Source organism: Oribacterium sp. oral taxon 078 str. F0263 (assembly GCF_000469565.1).
In the GTDB taxonomy this organism is placed as follows: Bacteria; Bacillota; Clostridia; order Lachnospirales; family Lachnospiraceae; genus Oribacterium.
Genome location: NZ_KI273094.1, coordinates 1 through 17,465, shown reverse-complemented (window position 1 = coordinate 17,465; position 17,465 = coordinate 1). Strand labels below are relative to the sequence as shown.

The following is a 17,465-nucleotide window of genomic DNA, read 5'->3' as shown; positions in this document are numbered from 1 at the left end:
GACGGAGAAAAGGCCCTGGCGTGTGGGAGGAGCGCTAGATTCCCGGGCGGAGCAGGGCTGCTCTCGGCCGGGAGCCGTCGAGCAGTCCTGCTCCGCAGGACGAGGCTTCGCCCCGCCAAGTACGTCCCGAATTTCCCTGATGGGAAATTACGGGACCTTTTGTCCCTTCAGACGGAGAAAAGGCCCTGGCGTGTGGGAGGAGCGAAAGGTTCCCGGGCGGGGGGCTGCTCTCGGCCGGGAGCCGTCGAGCAGTCCTGCTTCGCAGGACGAGGCTTTGCCTCGCCAAGTACGTCCCGAATTTCCCTGATGGGAAATTACGGGACTAAGCGCCCTCGCGGATCTTGTTCTGGGCGACGGTGAGCATGAGCTTGATGCGGTTTAACTGGTTGACCTCGGAGGCACCGGCGTCGTAGTCCACGGCGATGATGTTCGCGCCGGGATTATGGCGCTTTAATTCTTTGATGACGCCCTTTCCGACGATGTGATTCGGGAGGCAGCCGAAGGGCTGAGTGCAGACGATATTGTCGACTCCCTCCGCGAGGAGCTCCAGCATTTCTCCGGTCAGGAACCAGCCCTCTCCGGTCTGATTTCCGAGGGAGACGTATTCCCTCGCCTTATCTGCGAGCTCCCGGATCTCACCGGGAGGGGTGAAGCGGCGGGAAGCCCGGAATTCCTTTCTCGCGGTCTTTCGGAAGAATTCTAGGAGCGCGATCGCGGCATTGCAAAGCGCCCTTCCCTTCCAGCCGGCGCCGAGGTTTTCGTATTTGAAGTTCTGGTTATAGAAGCAGTAGAGCAGGAAGTCCAGAAGATCCGGCATGACAGCCTCCGCGCCTTCCCTCTCCAGGAGTTCTACGATATGGTTGTTCGCAAGAGGGGAGAACTTCACAAGGATTTCGCCGACGATACCAACTCTCGGCTTTCTGAGCTCCTCCCGGAGCGGGAGAGCGTCGAAGTCCCGGATGATGCCTCTCACATTTCGGGAAAATTCCCGCATATCGGGTCTTTTCTTCGAGACGGAGCGGATACAGATCTCCTTCCATTTTTGGTGGAGAGCCTCCGCCGAGCCCGGCTTTAATTCATAGGGTCTGCAGCGGTAGAGCACCCGCATGAAGATATCCCCGTAGACGACTCCCTGCATGGCCTTTGTGAGGAGCGGGATCGTGAGCCGGAAGCCCGGCGTGGACTCCATGCCGTTTGCGTTCAGGGAGATGACGGGGATCTGTTCCATGCCGGCCTTTGCGAGAGCTCTCCGGATGAAGCCGATGTAGTTTGAGGCGCGGCAGCCTCCGCCGGTCTGGGACATGATGACCGCCGTGCGGTTTAAGTCGTATTTTCCGGAATTCAATGCTTCCATCACCTGCCCGACGACGATGATGGAGGGGTAGCAGGCGTCGTTATTGACGTATTTCAGGCCCTCGTCGATGGCGCTTCGGTTGTCATTATCGAGAACCACGAGATGGTAGCCCGCGGAGCGGATCGCCGGTTCGATGAGCTCGAAGTGAATCGGGGACATCTGCGGGCAGAGGATGGTATAGCCCTCCCTTTTCATGTCCTTTGTGAAAAGCTTTCGCCTGTAGGAGGCGGGGCGCAGTGTCCTCCGGTAGTTTTTCTCCGAGCGAACGCGGATCGCGGCGAGGAGCGAGCGGATCCGGATCCTCGCGGCGCCCAGGTTGTTCACCTCGTCGATCTTCAATACGGTATAGATCTTGTCGGAGCCGGTCAGGATATCCCTCGCCTGATCCACCGTGACGGCATCCAGTCCGCAGCCGAAGGAATTCAGCTGAATGAAATCCAGATTCTCCTGGGTCTTTACGAAGGACGCGGCGCGGTAGAGCCGGGAGTGGTACATCCATTGGTCCGTGACGATCAGGGGCCGCTCGGCCTTTGCAAGGTGAGAGACGGAGTCCTCTGTGAGGACGGCGAAGCCGTAGGAGGCGATGAGCTCCGGGATACCGTGGTGGATCTCCGGGTCGACATGGTAGGGACGGCCTGCGAGCACGATGCCGCGGTGCCCGCTCTTCTCCATCCAAAGAAGAGTCTCCTCTCCCTTTCTCTCCGTGTCCTCGCGTGATTTCAGGAGCTCTTCCCAGGCCTCGTGTGCGGCATGCCGGATCTCCTCCTCCGTAAAGCTCCACTTCCGGAACTGCTCTTTGATTTTTTCGAGTGTGAGGGAGCCCACCGGCTTGATGCTGTCCTCGATCCGCTTCGGATGGACGAAGACCTTCACGAGCTGCTCCGTCAGGATCTTTTCGTTTGTGAAGGCGACGAAGGGCTTCATGAAGAGGATGGAATTCTCCTCGAGGGATTCTACATTGTTCTTGATATTTTCCGCATAGGATGTGACCATGGGGCAGTTGTAGTGATTGCCCGCCTCCGGTGTCTCATTTCTCTCATAGGGGACACAGGGGTAGAAGATAAACTTCTGGCCCTTCCGGATCAGCCATTCGATGTGGCCGTGGACGATCTTTGCCGGGTAGCATTCGGATTCGGAGGGGATCGACTCGATGCCGAGCTCGTAGATCTTTCTCGTAGAGGCGGGGGAGAGGACAGTCCGGAAGCGGAGCGCGCGGAAAAAGACCGCCCAGAAGGGGTAGTCCTCGTACATGCCGAGCACCCGCGGGATTCCGACCTCCCCCCGGTCTGCTTTCTCCGGAGAGAGCGGCTCGTAGCCGAAGATCCGCTTCATCTTCCAGGCGTAGAGGTTCGGGACATCGCTCTTTACCCTCGCCTTTCCGAGTCCCCGCTCGCAGCGGTTTCCGGAGATAAAGCTCCTCCCCGCGCCGAACTGGTTTACGGTCAGGACACAGTGATTGTTGCAGATCTGGCAGCGGGTCATGCTGGTGGAATATTTCAAAGAGGCGATCCTGTCCAGAGAGAGCATGCGGCTCTTCGGCAGGCCCTCGTCTGTATCCTCCGGGGAGATCTCCCCTGCGATGAGCTGATCCCGGAGCTTCTCCCCCGCGATCAGATAGCGCTCCCTGGCGATCAGGGCAGCGCCGAAGGCCCCCATGATACCGGCGATATCGGGGCGGACGACATTTCTCCCCAGTATGCTCTCTAAAGCGCGGAGGACGGCGTCATTGTAGAAGGTGCCGCCCTGCACCACGATATGCTCGCCCAGATCTTTTGCGTCCGTGACCTTGATTACCTTAAAGAGGGCATTTTTAATGACGGAGTAGGCGAGACCCGCGGAGATGTCCGCGACGCTTGCCCCCTCCTTCTGGGCCTGCTTCACATTGGAGTTCATGAAGACCGTGCAGCGGGAGCCGAGGTCCGTGGGATTTTCGGCGTAGAGCGCCTCCTTTGCGAAGTCGATGACGGAGAAGCTCAGCGATTTCGCGAAGGTCTCCAAAAAGGAGCCGCAGCCGGAGGAGCAGGCTTCGTTCAGCTGGACGGAGTCGACGGTCCCGTCCTTGATCTGAATGCATTTCATGTCCTGTCCGCCGATGTCCAGGATGCAGTCCACATCCGGTTCGAAGAAGGAAGCCGCGTAGTAGTGCGCGATGGTCTCGACCTCCCCCTCGTCGAGCTGGAAGGCGGACTGCAGCAGAGCCTCTCCGTAGCCCGTAGAGCAGGACCAGGCGATCCGCGCGCCCTTCGGGAGCCTTTCCCGGATCTCGTTCACAGCCCGTATTGCGGTCGCGATGGGGGAGCCGTCGTTGTTGGAATAAAATTTATAGAGGAGCTCTCCCCTTTCGGAGATGAGCGCGAGCTTTGTCGTCGTGGAGCCCGCGTCGATGCCCAGGAAGACATTGCCCCTTGCTTGGGAGAGCTCCGCGGTTTTTACCTTCGCCTTTTCGTGCCGCTCCCGGAAGAGGCGGTATTCCTCTTCACTTCGGAAGAGAGAGGGCATCCTCTTGATCTCGGAGTCCATCCGGATACCGGCGCGGAGGCGGGAGATGAGCTCGGAGATCGGGATCTCCTTTGCATCCTCCGCACAGTTCAGGGCGGAGCCGATCGCGGCAAAAAGGTGGGAATTTTCCGGCGCGATGATCTCCTCGTCCCGGAGATTGAGGCTTCGGATGAAGGCGTTTCGAAGCTCCGGCATGAAGTGGAGCGGACCGCCGAGGAAGGCGACATGGCCCCGGATCGGTTTTCCCTGCGCAAGGCCGGAGATCGTCTGATTCACCACGGCCTGAAAGATAGAGGCGGCGAGATCCTCCCTCGCCGCTCCCTCATTGATCAGGGGCTGAATGTCTGTCTTTGCGAAGACGCCGCAGCGGGCCGCGATCGGATAGATCATCCGATAGCTCCCCGCGAGCGCATTCAGACCCGCCGCATCGGTATCGAGAAGGGATGCCATCTGGTCGATGAAGGAGCCGGTTCCGCCCGCGCAGATCCCGTTCATCCTCTGATCTATGCCGCCCCGGAAGTAGATGATCTTTGCGTCCTCTCCGCCGAGCTCGATGGCGACATCGGTGTCCGGCCGCTCCTTTTTCAGGGCGGACGCGACGGCGACGACCTCCTGACAGAAGGGAGTGTCCATATGCTTAGCAAGCGTGAGTCCTCCGGAGCCGGTGATGACCGCGGAGAGGGAAATCTCTCCGAGCTTCTCCCTGGCCTCCGAGAGGAGATCTGCGAGAGTTTCCTGAATATTTGCGAAATGTCTTCGGTAGTCGGAGAAGAGAAGTTTCCCCGCGGGGTCCAGCACCGCGGCCTTTACCGTGGTGGAGCCGATATCGATCCCCAGTCTGTAATTTTTCCTCATAGATAAACCCTCCCCGGAGCGCTGCTCCGGACCTCCTACATTAGCATAGGAAGGGGAGTCCAGCAAGCTTTCCCTTTCTAAAAAAAGCATAAAGGCGGAAATCCCTTGAAAAATCAATGCCCGACAAGTATACTCTTTACGTTCAGGCGGCGAAGAGACGGAACCCGTCCGCGGGCGGGAATGTTGCTCCCGGGGAAGCGGGCGGGGATGCCCGGAGGGAAATCAGGATGAGTTTTGAGAAGAGGCTGGAGAAGAAGCTTGGGAGATATGCGGTACCGAATCTGATGCGCTATATCTGCGCGATCTACGCGCTGGGTTTCCTGATTCAGCTTTTCAATCCGGATCTTTATTTTCAGTATCTGGATCTCAATCCGAAGGCGATTGTACAGGGTCAGCTTTGGAGGCTCATCACCTTTCTTTTCTACTATCCGAGCAGGAGCCCGATCTGGGCGCTGATCGGGATCTTTGTCTATTACAGTCTCGGGCAGACGCTGGAGCAGGTATGGGGGACCTTCCGCTACAATCTTTTTTTCTGGACGGGGGCGCTCCTCCTCCTTATCGCAGCTCTTCTTTGCTATTTCATAAGCGGGATCAGTCTGCGGCTCTACCCGACTTTTATGGGCTTCAGCATCTTCCTCGCCTACGCCCTGAGCTTTCCGGACAGCGTCTTTTTGCTCTACTTCATCATACCGGTGAAGGCGAAATATATGGCGCTCATAGAGCTTGTGCTCTATCTCTATTTCCTTGTTTCGAGCCGGTATTTCGGGGAGAAGGTGGAGATCGTCCTATCCATCCTCAATGTGCTGCTCTTTTATTTCATGATCAATGAGAGGGGGAGGAAGGGAGGATCCGGGCGGAAGATCATAGATCTCCGGGATTTCCGCTGAGCTTCCTTTTATAGGGTGATAGCGCTTGCTATATAATATTTGTTTTCTGCCGAATGTGAGAGTCTGTTTTCAGTGCCCGCCGGGGGACTGAGCGATAAAGTGAGGAGAGAAAGATGAGAAGAACGAAAATTGTGTGCACGATGGGGCCGAATGAGAATGATTATGAGCTCATGAAGCGGCTTGGCATGACGATGGATGTGGCGAGATTTAATTTCTCCCACGGGGATCATGCGGAGCACCTCGAGCGCTATGAGCTCCTAAAGAAGGTCCGACAGGAGACAGGGCGGCCGATCGCCGCGCTTCTCGACACGAAGGGACCGGAGATCCGGACGGGACTTCTCGAGGATCATCAGAAGATCATGCTGAAAAGCGGAGATAGGATCGTGCTCAGCACAGAGGAATGCGTCGGCAACAAGGACAGGGTCTACATCAATTACAGCGGTCTCTGTGAGGATGTGAAGGAAGGAAATGTGATCCTGATCGACGACGGTCTCATCGGCCTGAAGGTTCTGGAGGTCGCGGGAAATGAGATCCGCTGTGAGATCACAAATGGAGGGGAGCTCGGAGAGAGAAAGGGCGTCAATGTACCGAATGTCCCGATCCGCCTTCCCTCCCTCACGGAGCAGGATATCGATGATATCCGCTTCGGCCTCGATGAGGGCTTCGACTTTGTCGCGGCTTCCTTTATCCGGAATGCCCAGGCGATCGAGGATATCCGAAAGCTCATCGATGAGGCCGGATCCAATATGAAGATCATCGCGAAGATCGAGTCTCAGGAAGGGCTTGACAACCTGCAGGAGATCATCAACGCGGCGGACGGGATCATGGTCGCGCGGGGAGATCTCGGGGTCGAGATCGAGGCGCGGAGGCTTCCGCAGCTTCAGAAGGAGATCATCGAAAAATGCAATTATGAGGGGAAGCTTGTCATCACCGCAACACAGATGCTGGATTCCATGATCCGGAACCCGCGTCCCACGAGGGCGGAGGTCACGGATGTCGCGACCGCGGTCTACGACGGAACGGACGCGGTCATGCTCTCCGGGGAGAGCGCAAACGGAAAGTACCCGGTGGAGGCCGCGCAGATGATGGCGTCCATCGTCGAGTATACGGAGCAGTTTCTGAACTATAAGCAATTTAAGACCAGAGTGCTCGAGAAGAGCCTCTATGAGAGCATCGGAAACGCGGTATGCGCGGCGACCGTCACCACGGCACACGAGATCCAGGCGAAGGCCATCATCGTCCCGACGCTCACCGGCGCTACCGCGTCCATGATCGCAAAATACCGTCCGCGGACCCCCATCGTTGCGCTCTCTCCGAGTCAGCAGACCACGAGGCAGATGATGCTCTTTTGGGGAGTCAGCCCGATCTGGGCGAGGAGAGCGGATACCACGGATGAGCTCTTCGACAGCTCTCTCGAGGAGCTTCGGAGCAGGCAGCTCGTCGAGACCGGGGATCTCTGCGTCATCACGGCGGGGGTCCTCTCCCGCCTCACAAGGCGGCAGCCTGTCACAAGCACAAATATCATGAGAGTCATACAGGCCTAGCAGATCCCATGCCGCTCCCGTGGGGGGCTCCCGCTCCGACTGCCCGCTAAGCGCTGCGGGAGCCTTGCAGAAGGGGAGAGTACAGGCGGACGGAGTCTTAGCGCGGGGAAGGAAGCGGCGGAAAGGCCGGAAGAGGGAAGGGGCTTAGGATAGAACAGAGGATGGACATGAAAGAGACTTATATCACAAAGGAAGAGGCGGAGAGGATCGCAGAGAGCTATCCCACCCCCTTCTACCTCTACGACGAAGAGGGAATCCGGGAGAATGCGAGGAGGCTTAAGCGGGCCTTTTCCTGGAACCCGGGCTTTCGGGAGTATTTTGCGGTGAAGGCCACGCCGAATCCCGAGATCCTCCGCATCCTCCGAGAGGAGGGCTGCGGCACGGACTGCTCCTCCCTGACGGAGCTTGAGATGTCCGAGGCCTGCGGCTTCCGGGGACAGGAGATCATGTTTTCCTCCAATGATACGCCGCTCTCCGAGTACCGCTTCGCCGAGAAGCTCGGGGCGATCATCAATCTCGATGATTTTTCAAACATCGAAGAGCTTCGGGAGACGCTCGGGGGCTTTCCGGAGACGCTCTGTCTTCGCTATAACCCCGGTGGATATTTCAAAATCGCGAATACGATCATGGATAATCCCCAGGACGCGAAATTCGGCATGACGGAGGAGCAGATTCTTGAGGGCTTCCGAATCCTGAAGGCGGGCGGCGTAAAGCATTTCGGCATCCACGCCTTCCTCGCCTCCAATACCGTGAGCAATGAGTACTATCCGACTCTTGCGAGGCAGCTTTTCACACTGGCGGTCCGGGTGAAGGAGGACTGCGGCATCCGGCTCTCCTTCATCAATCTCTCGGGAGGAGTGGGGATCGCCTACCGGCCGGAGGAGAAGCCGAATGATATCCTCGCGATCGGAGAAGGCGTTCACCGGGTCTATGACGAGATTCTCGGGAGGAACGGACTCTCCGATGTCAGGATTTTCACGGAGCTTGGACGATTCATGCTCGCCCCCTACGGGGCACTCATCACGAGGGTCATCCATTTCAAGGAGACCTATAAGCACTATGCCGGTGTCGATGCCTGCGCGGCGAATCTTATGAGACCCGCGGTCTACGGGGCCTATCATCACATCACGGTCCTCGGGAAGGAGAAAGAGGAGGAGACGGAGAGCTATGACGTCGTCGGCTCCCTCTGTGAGAACAATGATAAGTTTGCGGTGGACCGCAGACTCCCAAGGCTCGAAAAGGGAGACCTCCTCTTCATCCATGACGCCGGGGCGCACGGCTTCGCCATGGGCTATAATTACAACGGAAAGCTCTGGTGCGCGGAGCTTCTGAAGAAAAGAGACGGCAGCGTGAAGCTGATCCGCCGGGCGGAGACGCCGAGGGATTACTTCGCCACCTTGGATATCGATCCGGACATGAAGCGCTACATGGACAGCCACAGCCTTTGAGAGAGGGCGGGATTTCGCCGCCTTTTCCACGGAAGAGCCCGGAGCCCTGAAAAGGGCGGATACTTGGAGATTTCTTTGAAAGCGGAAGGAAAGTATATGGGATTAAAGAAAAAGCCGGTCACTGGCATGAAGGACATTCTCCCGGACGAGATGGCCGTCCGCCAGTATCTCCTCTCGGAGATCCGGAAATGCTACCGGGAATTCGGCTTCACGGAGATAGAGACCCCCGCGGTCGAGCATATCGAGAACCTCTTAAGCCGGCAGGGAGGGGACAATGAGAAGCTGATTTTCAAGCTCCTGAAGCGAGGAGAGAAGCTGGAGCATGCCCTTTCGTCGGGGGAGGCCTCCGCCCTTTCCGACTCCGGCCTCCGCTATGATCTCACCCTGCCTCTCACGAGATTCTACGCGGAAAATCAGGCGAAGCTCCCGAATCCCTTTAAGGCCCTGCAGATCGGCCCGGTCTTCCGGGCGGACCGCCCGCAGAAGGGGAGATTCCGGGAGTTCGTCCAGTGTGACATCGATATCCTCGGAGATGAGTCGAATCTCTCGGAGATCGAGCTCATCCTCGCGATCGGGAGCTTCCTTCGGCGGATCGGCTTTTCGGGGAGGCATCCCTTCCGGATCGTCCTGAATGACAGGGAGATTCTCCGGGGCATGCAGCGCTTTGCGGGCTTTCCCGAGGAGGATTTCGAGGAGATCTGCGTGATCCTCGATAAGGCGGACAAGATCGGAATGGAGGGGGTCCGGGAGGAGCTCCTCTCCCTGGGACTCTCCGCGGAGGGGATCGAGCGCTATCTAAGTCTTGTCCTCGATGCGGGAGAGGGGGCAGAGGATATCCGAAGGCTCGGGGAGATCCTCGGAGAGAAGCTTTCCCCGGGGATCTCCGAAAATCTTTCGGAGATCATGGAGATGGTGCAAGAGATCGCGGGACCGGAGCTTCGCCTCTCCTTTGACCCCACACTGGTCCGCGGCATGGGCTACTATACCGGGCCGATCTTCGAGATCCGGGCGGAGGGCTTTCCCGGCTCCATCGGAGGGGGCGGGAGATACGATCGGATGGTCGGGCTCTTTACGGGAAAGGATACCGCGGCGGTCGGCTTCTCCATCGGCTTTGAACGCCTTGTGACCATCCTTTTAGAGAGCGGAGAGGGGACAGAGAGGGAGGAGGGAAGTCTCGCCATCCTCCTGGAAAAGGGAATCTCCCGGGAAAAGCTTTCGGCAGTGCTCAGAGAGGCGGACAGCCGGAGGAAAAGAGGAGAGAGGGTCCTCATCGTCCGCATGAATAAGAATAAGAAATTTCAAAAGGAGCAGCTCCGGAAGGAGGGCTACCAAGAGTGCATGGAGATCTACGCTTAGGAAGGGGCGGAATAGAATATGGCTGAGTCAATGAGGGGATTGCACAGAACGTGCCGCTGCGCGCATCTTACGGAGTCCATGATCGGGCAGGAGGTCACGATGATGGGCTGGGTCCAGAAATCCCGGAATAAGGGAGGATTGATCTTTACCGATCTTCGCGACCGCTCCGGTATCCTTCAGATTCTGTTTGAGGAGAAGGACTGCGGGAAGGAGGTCTTTGAGAAGGCCGCCCGGCTTCGCTCTGAATTTGTCATCGCGGTGAGCGGCATCGTGCAGAGCCGGGGGAAGGACATAAACGCGGAGCTTTCGACCGGCTCGATCGAGCTCTCCGCGAGAGAGCTCCGCATCCTCTCGGAGTCCGAGGTGCCCCCCTTCCCCATCGAGGACGGCATACGGACGAAGGAGGAGCTCCGCCTGAAGTACCGCTACCTGGATCTCCGCCGCCCGGAGCTTCAGAAACGCATTATGACGAGGGCCCGCATCTCCTTTTTGATCCGCCGCTTCCTGACGGAGAACGGTTTTTTGGAGATCGAGACGCCGACTCTCATCAAGTCGACGCCGGAGGGGGCGAGGGACTTCCTCGTGCCGAGCCGCCTCCACCACGGCTCCTTCTATGCGCTTCCCCAGTCCCCGCAGCTCTTAAAGCAGCTTCTGATGGTCTCCGGCATGGACCGCTACTTTCAGCTCGCCCGCTGCTACCGGGATGAGGACCTCCGGGCGGACCGGCAGCCCGAGTTTACCCAGGTCGATATGGAGCTCTCCTTCGTCGATATCGAGGATGTCCTGGAGCTCAATGAGCGTCTCCTGCAGTTTATCTTCCGGGAGGTCTGCGGCGTCGAGCTGACGCTTCCGCTCCGGAGGATGCGCTGGATCGATGCGATGAACGATTACGGGAGCGATAAGCCGGATCTTCGCTTCGGAATGAAGCTTATGGATCTGACGGAGCTTCTTCGGGACTGCGGCTTCTCCGTCTTCTCCGACTGTGTGAGAGAGGGGGGCGTCATCAAGGGGCTTAGGCTTCCGGGAGGGGCGGGGATGCCCCGGAAGAAAATCGATGCCTACACCGATTTCGTGAAGGAATGCGGGGCGAAGGGCCTGGCCTACCTCTCTCTCATGGAGGATGGGAGCTGTAAATCGAGCTTTGCGAAGTTCTTAAGGGAGGGGGAGAAGGAGCGGCTCTGTGAGGCGATGCAGGCAAAAGCAGGGGATCTTCTCTTCCTTGTCTCGGATCGGGACAGGAGGGTGGTCTGGGACAGTCTCGGAGCGCTCAGGCTTTCTCTTGGGAGGGACTTCTCCCTCATCGACGAAAAGGCGTGGAGCTTCCTCTGGGTCACGGAGTTTCCGATGTTTGAGTATTCGGAGGAGCTCGGCCGCTTCCAGGCGATGCATCACCCCTTTACCATGCCCATGGAGGAGGATCTTCCCCTGCTCGACACGGATCCCGGGGCAGTGAGGGCAAAGGCCTACGACATCGTCCTAAACGGCACAGAGCTTGGCGGAGGCTCCGTCCGTATCCACCAGGCGGAGGTGCAGGAAAGGATGCTGGAGAAGCTTGGCTTTACGAGAGAGAGGGCGATGGAGCAGTTCGGCTTCCTGATGCAGGCCTTCCGCTACGGCGTGCCTCCCCATGCGGGACTCGCCTATGGCCTGGATAGGCTTTCGATGTGGATGGTCGGCTCCGATACGATACGGGATGTCATCGCATTTCCGAAGGGGAAGGACGGCTCCGATGCCATGATGGAGGCTCCGGCTCCGGTCTTTGAGGAGCAGCAGCTCCTGGACCTCGGCATCGTCGTCTCGGATCGGGAGGAGGCGGAGAAGGACTGATCCCGACCGCCCGGTCTTTAAGACGGGAGAAGAGCGGGAAACAGACAGACAATGCACCGGGACTTCAGAGTCCCGGATAAAAGGAGATCTTGTGACAAGAGAGGAATTTCTTCGGGCGCTCCGCGCGGAGCTCAGCAATTCGGTCTCGGAGGAGCGGATCCGGGAGCAGCTAAGCTATTATCAGGACTATATCGCCTCCGAGTGTAAAAAGGGGAGGAGCGAGGAGGAGGTCGTATCGGAGCTCGGAGAGCCGAGGCTCCTCGCAAAGACCATCGCGGACGCCGCGGAGGCGGGAGGGGATCGGATCGCCCGGGAGACGCCGTTTCGCCATGAGGAGAGTGAGATCAACTATAACTCGGACGAGGAGGACAGACAGTACCGGGGCATAGACTCCGATCCCGGTCCGCAGCCCGGGGCCTCGGCGGAGAGGGAAAGAGGGGAGGAGTGGAGAGAGGAGAATACAGAGGAGCGGGGACCGAGGATTCAGTCCTTCCAGCTCAATAATTTAGGCTGCTTCTTCCTCTTCCTCTTCGTCCTTTTACTGCTCTTTCTGCTCGCCCAGCTGATCGGAGGGATCTTCTCGCTGCTTTCGCCGATCCTCCTGCCTCTTTGCGCGGTATTTTTGCTTCTTTGGCTTTTAAAGGGGCTGATGGACCGCTAGAGGTCCGGCTCTATATGGCGGCAGCGCTTTCATGGCTTTATGGGAATAGGCTGCTCCCGTCAAAAAGGAGAGAGGATGAAGACATATGAGCTGATGGCCCCCTGCCATTTCGGGCTGGAGTCCGTCACGAAGAAGGAGATCTACGAGCTGGGCTATGAGATCAGCGACGTTCGGGACGGAAGAGTCAGCTTCATCGGGGATGCCGAAGCGATCGCCAGAGCCAACATTTTCATAAGGAGCGCGGAGAGAATCCTCCTTAAGGTCGGAGAGTTCCGGGCGGAGAGCTATGAAGAGCTCTTTCAGGGGACGAGAGCGCTGCCCTTAGAGGAGTTTATACCGGAGGATGGAAGCTTCTGGGTGACAAAGGCGAGCTCGATCAACTCAAAGCTCTATTCACCGCGGGATATCCAGTCGGTCATGAAGAAGGCGATGGTGGACCGCCTCGGAAGGATCTACCACAGGAGCTGGTTCGAGGAGCACGGCGCGAAATATCCCTTCCGTGTAAGCCTCTATAAGGATCAGCTGACGCTCGCGCTGGACACAAGCGGGGAGTCCCTCCACAAAAGAGGCTATCGGCTGAAGGCGGGAAAGGCGCCGATTACGGAGACCCTTGCCGCATCCCTTCTCCTCTTAAGCGGCTGGAGGGCGGAGCTGCCGCTGATCGATCCGATGTGCGGCTCAGGCACCTTTTTGATCGAGGCCGCCATGCTCGCCGCGGGGATTGCGCCCGGGGCGGACCGCGCCTTCACGGCGGAGGGCTGGAGCAACCTCGTCCCAAGGAAGCACTGGAATGAGGCGGTGACGGAGGCCAATGAGCAGATAGACCGCGCTATCCTCGCGGGAGGAGCCGGAAGAGTCCTGGATATCCAGGGCTATGACATTGACCCCGCAATGCTTCCGGTCTGCCGGGAAAACGCGGAGAGAGCCGGGGTCGGGAAGCTGATCCATTTTCAGCTCCGGGAGCTCGCAAAGCTCTCTCACAGCGGAAGGGGAGGATATCTCATCACGAATCCCCCCTATGGGGAGCGGATCGAGGACAGGAGAAATCTTCCGCTTCTCTATACAGAGCTCCGGGAGGCCTGGGAAGGACTCGATCACTGGAAGCTCTATCTGATCACGGCCTACGAGGATGCGCAGCGCTACCTCGGGAGAGCGGATAAAAACAGAAAGATCTATAATGGGATGATGAAGACCTACTTTTACTCATACGGTATCCGTCCGCGCCAGGAGAAAAAATAAGCTCTGCGGAATGCCGATTCTAATGAGAGGAGGGAAGACGTGAGGATCATATTTGCGACGCATAATCGGGACAAAATGAGGGAGATCCGGAGAATCCTGAGGGACGCGGCTTCGGAAATCCTCGCGAAGTCAGATCTCGGCATCGACTTTGATCCGGAGGAGAATGGAAAGAGCTTCGCGGAGAATGCAGAGGCAAAGGCGGTCGGCATCCGGGAATATATGAGGGAGCACGGACTTCTCCGAGAGGGGGATGTGATCCTTGCGGATGATTCCGGGCTCTGCATCGATTATCTCAGGGGTGCGCCGGGGATCTATTCCGCCCGATTCCTGGGCGAAAACAGCAGCTACGAGGAGAAGAACCGGCGGATTCTGGAGAAGCTCAAGGATGTAAAGGGGGAGGACAGAAGCGCACATTTCAGCTGTGATATCTGCGCTGCCTTTTCGGACGGACGGATCTTCCACACGGAGGGGAGCTTTCCGGGCCTGATCGCCGAGAAGCCGGCGGGGCGGAATGGCTTTGGCTATGACCCGATCCTCTACCTCCCGGAGTACCGGAAGACATCGGCGGAGTTGAGTCCCGAGGAAAAGGACGGGATCTCTCACAGGGGGAAGGCGCTTCGCGAGATGCGAAGGCTGCTCCGCTCCGTGGAGGAGAGCGACCGGAAGCTCTCTGAGCGGGGGAGACGCTACCAGGAGGAGCTGGAGAAGGAGGCGCCCGGCGAAAAAAGAGAGGGAGAGACCGAAAAGAAGAGAATCCTCGTCGTCAGCGATACCCACAGAAGGGATGAGAACCTGCTCCGCGTCCTCCGGGAGGAGGGCCCCTTCTCCGATCTGATTCATCTTGGGGATATCGAGGAGCCGGAGGATAAGTTCCGGGAGGCCGCGGGGAGGGACTGTCACTGCTGCTTCCTCCAGGGAAACTGTGACTTTTTCGCGGAGCTTCCGAGGGAGCTGGAGCTTCAGCTCGGGAAGGAGCGCTGCTTCCTGACCCACGGACATCTCTACGGCGTCAACATGGACCCGAGGATACTCGCGGAGGAGGCGAGGTCGAGGAACTGCGGAGTCGCGATGTTCGGCCACAGCCATAAGCCCTTTCTCCGGGTGGTGGGCGGAGTCATCTGCTTAAACCCCGGCTCTATCAGCTTCCCCCGTCAGGCGGACCGCCGCCCCTCCTATATGATTATCGAGGTGGATGAGAGGGGAAATCTCGACTTTATTCAAAAATACATTGAGGACAGGAGCCGCTAGATTCATCTGCTTCTGTGCGGATGTCTTTCCCGCGCTTTCAGCAGGAAAAGGGGGACGATAGGATCCCCGTTTCTTCTCCGGAGGAAGGCCGGAGAGGAAGCCGCGGGATGAGAAAACAGGGGGGAGAGCTTTGAACAGGAGAAGTCGGAGAAAAGTGCTGGGCTTTTGCATGCTCTTTTTGACAGCCGCCATATGGGGGCTTGCCTTTATTGCGCAGAGGGATGGGGCGGATTACCTCGGCCCCTTCTCCTTTATGGCTGCGAGAAATTGGATCTCTCTCGCGGCGATGTCCCCCCTTTCGTTCCTTTTGTATCGGAAGAACCTAAGACAGAGGGACGGGGCAGGGCGGGGAAGAGAAGGGATCTTCGCTCTTTTTGCGGGGGGAGCCGCCTGCGGCTTTTTTTTATGCATGGGCGGCGCAGCACAGCAGTATGCCCTTCCCATGAGTACGGCCGCGAAGGCCGGATTTATCTCCGCTCTCTATGTCGTCTGGGTTCCCCTTCTGGGGCTTTTTCTCTTTCGGAAGAAAGAGGGGATGAGAACCTGGATCGGGACGGGGCTCAGCATCGCCGGGCTCTACCTCCTCTGCATGAAGGAGGGGCTTCGCCTCGGGATGGGGGATCTCATGCTGCTGCTCTGCGCCTTCCTCTACGCGATGCAGATCATCTGTGTGGAACATTTCATAAGGAAAGCGGAGGGGATCTATCTTGCCCTTCTTCAGATCCTTGCGTCGGCGTTTTTATCCACGATCCTGATGTTCCTTTTGGAGAGGCCCACAGCCTCCGATTTCTGGGCGGCCCTTCCCTCACTCCTATACGTGGGGATCTTCAGCGGGGCGGCGGGCTATACGATGCAGATCATGGCGCAGGCCTATGTGGATTCCACGATTGCGAGCCTGATCCTGAGCTTAGAGAGCGTCTTCAGCGCTGTCTTCGGCTTTCTCCTCCTTGGGCAGAGTCTGAGCGGGCGGGAAATTCTCGGCTGCGCCTTTATGCTTGCGGCCATCCTCTTCTCCCAGCTTCCGGGAATTGGAACGAAGGAGGAGCTCCCTTCGGCAGGATGAACCTTCGCTTTATGCGCTCCCTTGGGTTCTACGGACTTTTTCAGAGACCTCCGCTCTGAAGGGCTGCCGCTTTCTATCCGGCGAAAGCCTCGGGAAAACCAGCATTTTTACGGCTCCGAAGGGGCGCGGGACCGCCCGGGAATGCGCGATTTCTCTCTTGACAATCCGGCCGCTATCCGCTACTATAGGGAAGTCGCTTCGGGGGAAGCGGGATTTTGAGAGTCAGTAGCTCAGTTGGATAGAGCAACGGCCTTCTAAGCCGTGGGTCGGGGGTTCAAATCCCTTCTGGCTCATTCACAGTGGAATAGACTGTGATATGGTGGGCATAGCGTAGTTGGTTATCGCGCCAGATTGTGGTTCTGGAGATCCCGGGTTCGACCCCCGGTGCCCACCCTTTGCTGCAGGATTACGCGGGGCTATCGCCAAGCGGTAAGGCACAGGCCTTTGACGCCTGCATTTCGTTGGTTCGAATCCAACTGGCCCTGTTCGAGACACTAGCTCAGTCGGTAGAGCACTTGACTTTTAATCAAGTTGTCGCGGGTTCGATTCCCGCGTGTCTCATGAATAAAATTAAGTCAAAAGCAGCCCGGAAGGGGCTGCTTTTTTACAAGGAGGAAGGCTTTCAGAAGAGCGGGATCAGTGCGTAAGCTCACAGGCCTCGCGGCAGAGCCTCGTGATCTCAGTCCAGTTTTTCTCCTTTACCAGCTTCTTTCCGCAGACCCAGGTCCCGCCCACACAGATAACCTTGTCAAAGGCGAGATAGTCTCTCACATTTTCGGCATTCACGCCGCCTGTCGGCATAAAGAAGAGTCCCGGGAAGACGGCGGAGAGCGCCTTGATCGTCGAAAGCCCTCCGTAAGCCGCCGCCGGGAAGAACTTCACCATGGGGAGATTATAGCGGAGCGCATTTGTGATATCCGTCGGCGTGCATGTTCCGGGACAATAGGGAATGCCGTGTCCGATCGCGCACTGCGCGACCTCGTCGGAGAAAGCCGGGCTCACGATAAAGCCCGCGCCGGCCTCGATCGCCCTCATACATTGCTCTCTGTCCAAAACGGTTCCGGCGCCGACCGTGACCTCCGGGCACTCCGCCTTGATTCTCCGGATCGACTCCGCGGCCGCGTCGGTGCGGAAGGTCACTTCCGCCATGGGGAGACCGCCTGAAGCGAGCGCCCTTGCGAGCGGCACGGCATCCCCGGCATCGTCCAGCACGACGACGGGACAAACTCTTAGCTCCGAGAGCTTCTGCATGAATTCTGTCATGGTTCACACTCCTTTTCACTGCCTTGACACAGTTTGTAAACGCTTACATCGCCTTGCATTATAGACGATATCTCCCGCAAGTTCAAGCATTCCATGCAAGAGAAACAAAGCGCGCTCCATTTGACACCCCCCTCCGGAAATGGCATAATTATACTTCCAGTATCGGAAAGTCTCTCCTCCTCGACGTGCTCGCACGTGGGAGGAGGAGAGACCTTCCGATA

General features: G+C 58.1%; 11 protein-coding genes and 4 tRNA genes. 13 read left to right on the top strand and 2 right to left on the bottom strand.

The features are described from left to right. Positions 1-322 precede the first annotated feature (322 nt). Positions 323-4,708 (bottom strand): 2-hydroxyacyl-CoA dehydratase, encoded by a 4,386-nt coding sequence (locus tag HMPREF1986_RS02765; RefSeq protein WP_036599008.1) that lies wholly within the window; start codon positions 4,706-4,708, stop codon positions 323-325. Positions 4,709-4,935: 227 nt separating this feature from the next. Here HMPREF1986_RS02765 and HMPREF1986_RS02760 point away from each other — a divergent pair, with 227 nt between their 5' ends. The 13 genes from HMPREF1986_RS02760 to HMPREF1986_RS02695 all read left to right on the top strand — a co-directional run bounded on the left by HMPREF1986_RS02760 (position 4,936) and on the right by HMPREF1986_RS02695 (position 16,542). Beyond that, positions 4,936-5,595 carry a membrane protein gene (locus HMPREF1986_RS02760; protein ID WP_036599006.1) on the top strand — a complete coding sequence of 220 codons (660 nt, stop codon included), beginning with the start codon at positions 4,936-4,938 and terminating at the stop codon, positions 5,593-5,595. Positions 5,596-5,708: 113 nt separating this feature from the next. Continuing rightward, positions 5,709-7,139, top strand: coding sequence for a pyruvate kinase (pyk, locus tag HMPREF1986_RS02755; protein WP_036598990.1), 1,431 nt, complete (start codon positions 5,709-5,711; stop codon positions 7,137-7,139). Positions 7,140-7,300: 161 nt separating this feature from the next. Then, positions 7,301-8,587: a diaminopimelate decarboxylase gene (locus tag HMPREF1986_RS02750; RefSeq protein WP_021773221.1), complete on the top strand. Its 1,287-nt coding sequence runs from the start codon at positions 7,301-7,303 to the stop codon at positions 8,585-8,587. A gap of 96 nt (positions 8,588-8,683) precedes the next feature. Beyond that, the gene (hisS, locus tag HMPREF1986_RS02745) at positions 8,684-9,943 is read left to right on the top strand and encodes a histidine--tRNA ligase (RefSeq protein WP_036599002.1); all 1,260 of its coding nucleotides are present in this window, start codon (positions 8,684-8,686) and stop codon (positions 9,941-9,943) included. Positions 9,944-9,961: 18 nt separating this feature from the next. Continuing rightward, positions 9,962-11,770, top strand: a complete 1,809-nt coding sequence (gene aspS, locus HMPREF1986_RS02740) for an aspartate--tRNA ligase (RefSeq protein WP_036598988.1) — start codon at positions 9,962-9,964, stop codon at positions 11,768-11,770. A 91-nt stretch (positions 11,771-11,861) separates the two neighbouring features. Next, complete coding sequence (locus HMPREF1986_RS02735) at positions 11,862-12,431, top strand: DUF1700 domain-containing protein (protein ID WP_021773218.1); 570 nt, start codon at positions 11,862-11,864, stop codon at positions 12,429-12,431. Between the two features lie 75 nt (positions 12,432-12,506). Continuing rightward, positions 12,507-13,670 (top strand): THUMP domain-containing class I SAM-dependent RNA methyltransferase, encoded by a 1,164-nt coding sequence (locus tag HMPREF1986_RS02730; protein ID WP_021773217.1) that lies wholly within the window; start codon positions 12,507-12,509, stop codon positions 13,668-13,670. 39 nt (positions 13,671-13,709) lie between these two features. After that, positions 13,710-14,918: an RdgB/HAM1 family non-canonical purine NTP pyrophosphatase gene (gene rdgB, locus HMPREF1986_RS02725; protein WP_036598986.1), complete on the top strand. Its 1,209-nt coding sequence runs from the start codon at positions 13,710-13,712 to the stop codon at positions 14,916-14,918. A 130-nt stretch (positions 14,919-15,048) separates the two neighbouring features. Continuing rightward, complete coding sequence (locus HMPREF1986_RS02720) at positions 15,049-15,981, top strand: DMT family transporter (RefSeq protein ID WP_051273859.1); 933 nt, start codon at positions 15,049-15,051, stop codon at positions 15,979-15,981. Between the two features lie 219 nt (positions 15,982-16,200). Beyond that, positions 16,201-16,274, top strand: a tRNA-Arg gene (locus HMPREF1986_RS02710). A 26-nt stretch (positions 16,275-16,300) separates the two neighbouring features. After that, positions 16,301-16,374: transfer RNA gene (locus tag HMPREF1986_RS02705), tRNA-His, on the top strand. 19 nt (positions 16,375-16,393) lie between these two features. Continuing rightward, positions 16,394-16,466: transfer RNA gene (locus tag HMPREF1986_RS02700), tRNA-Gln, on the top strand. A gap of 3 nt (positions 16,467-16,469) precedes the next feature. Next, positions 16,470-16,542: transfer RNA gene (locus HMPREF1986_RS02695), tRNA-Lys, on the top strand. A 75-nt stretch (positions 16,543-16,617) separates the two neighbouring features. Here HMPREF1986_RS02695 and eda read toward each other — a convergent pair. After that, positions 16,618-17,244, bottom strand: coding sequence for a bifunctional 4-hydroxy-2-oxoglutarate aldolase/2-dehydro-3-deoxy-phosphogluconate aldolase (eda, locus tag HMPREF1986_RS02690; RefSeq protein WP_021773213.1), 627 nt, complete (start codon positions 17,242-17,244; stop codon positions 16,618-16,620). Between the last annotated feature and the right edge of the window lie 221 nt (positions 17,245-17,465).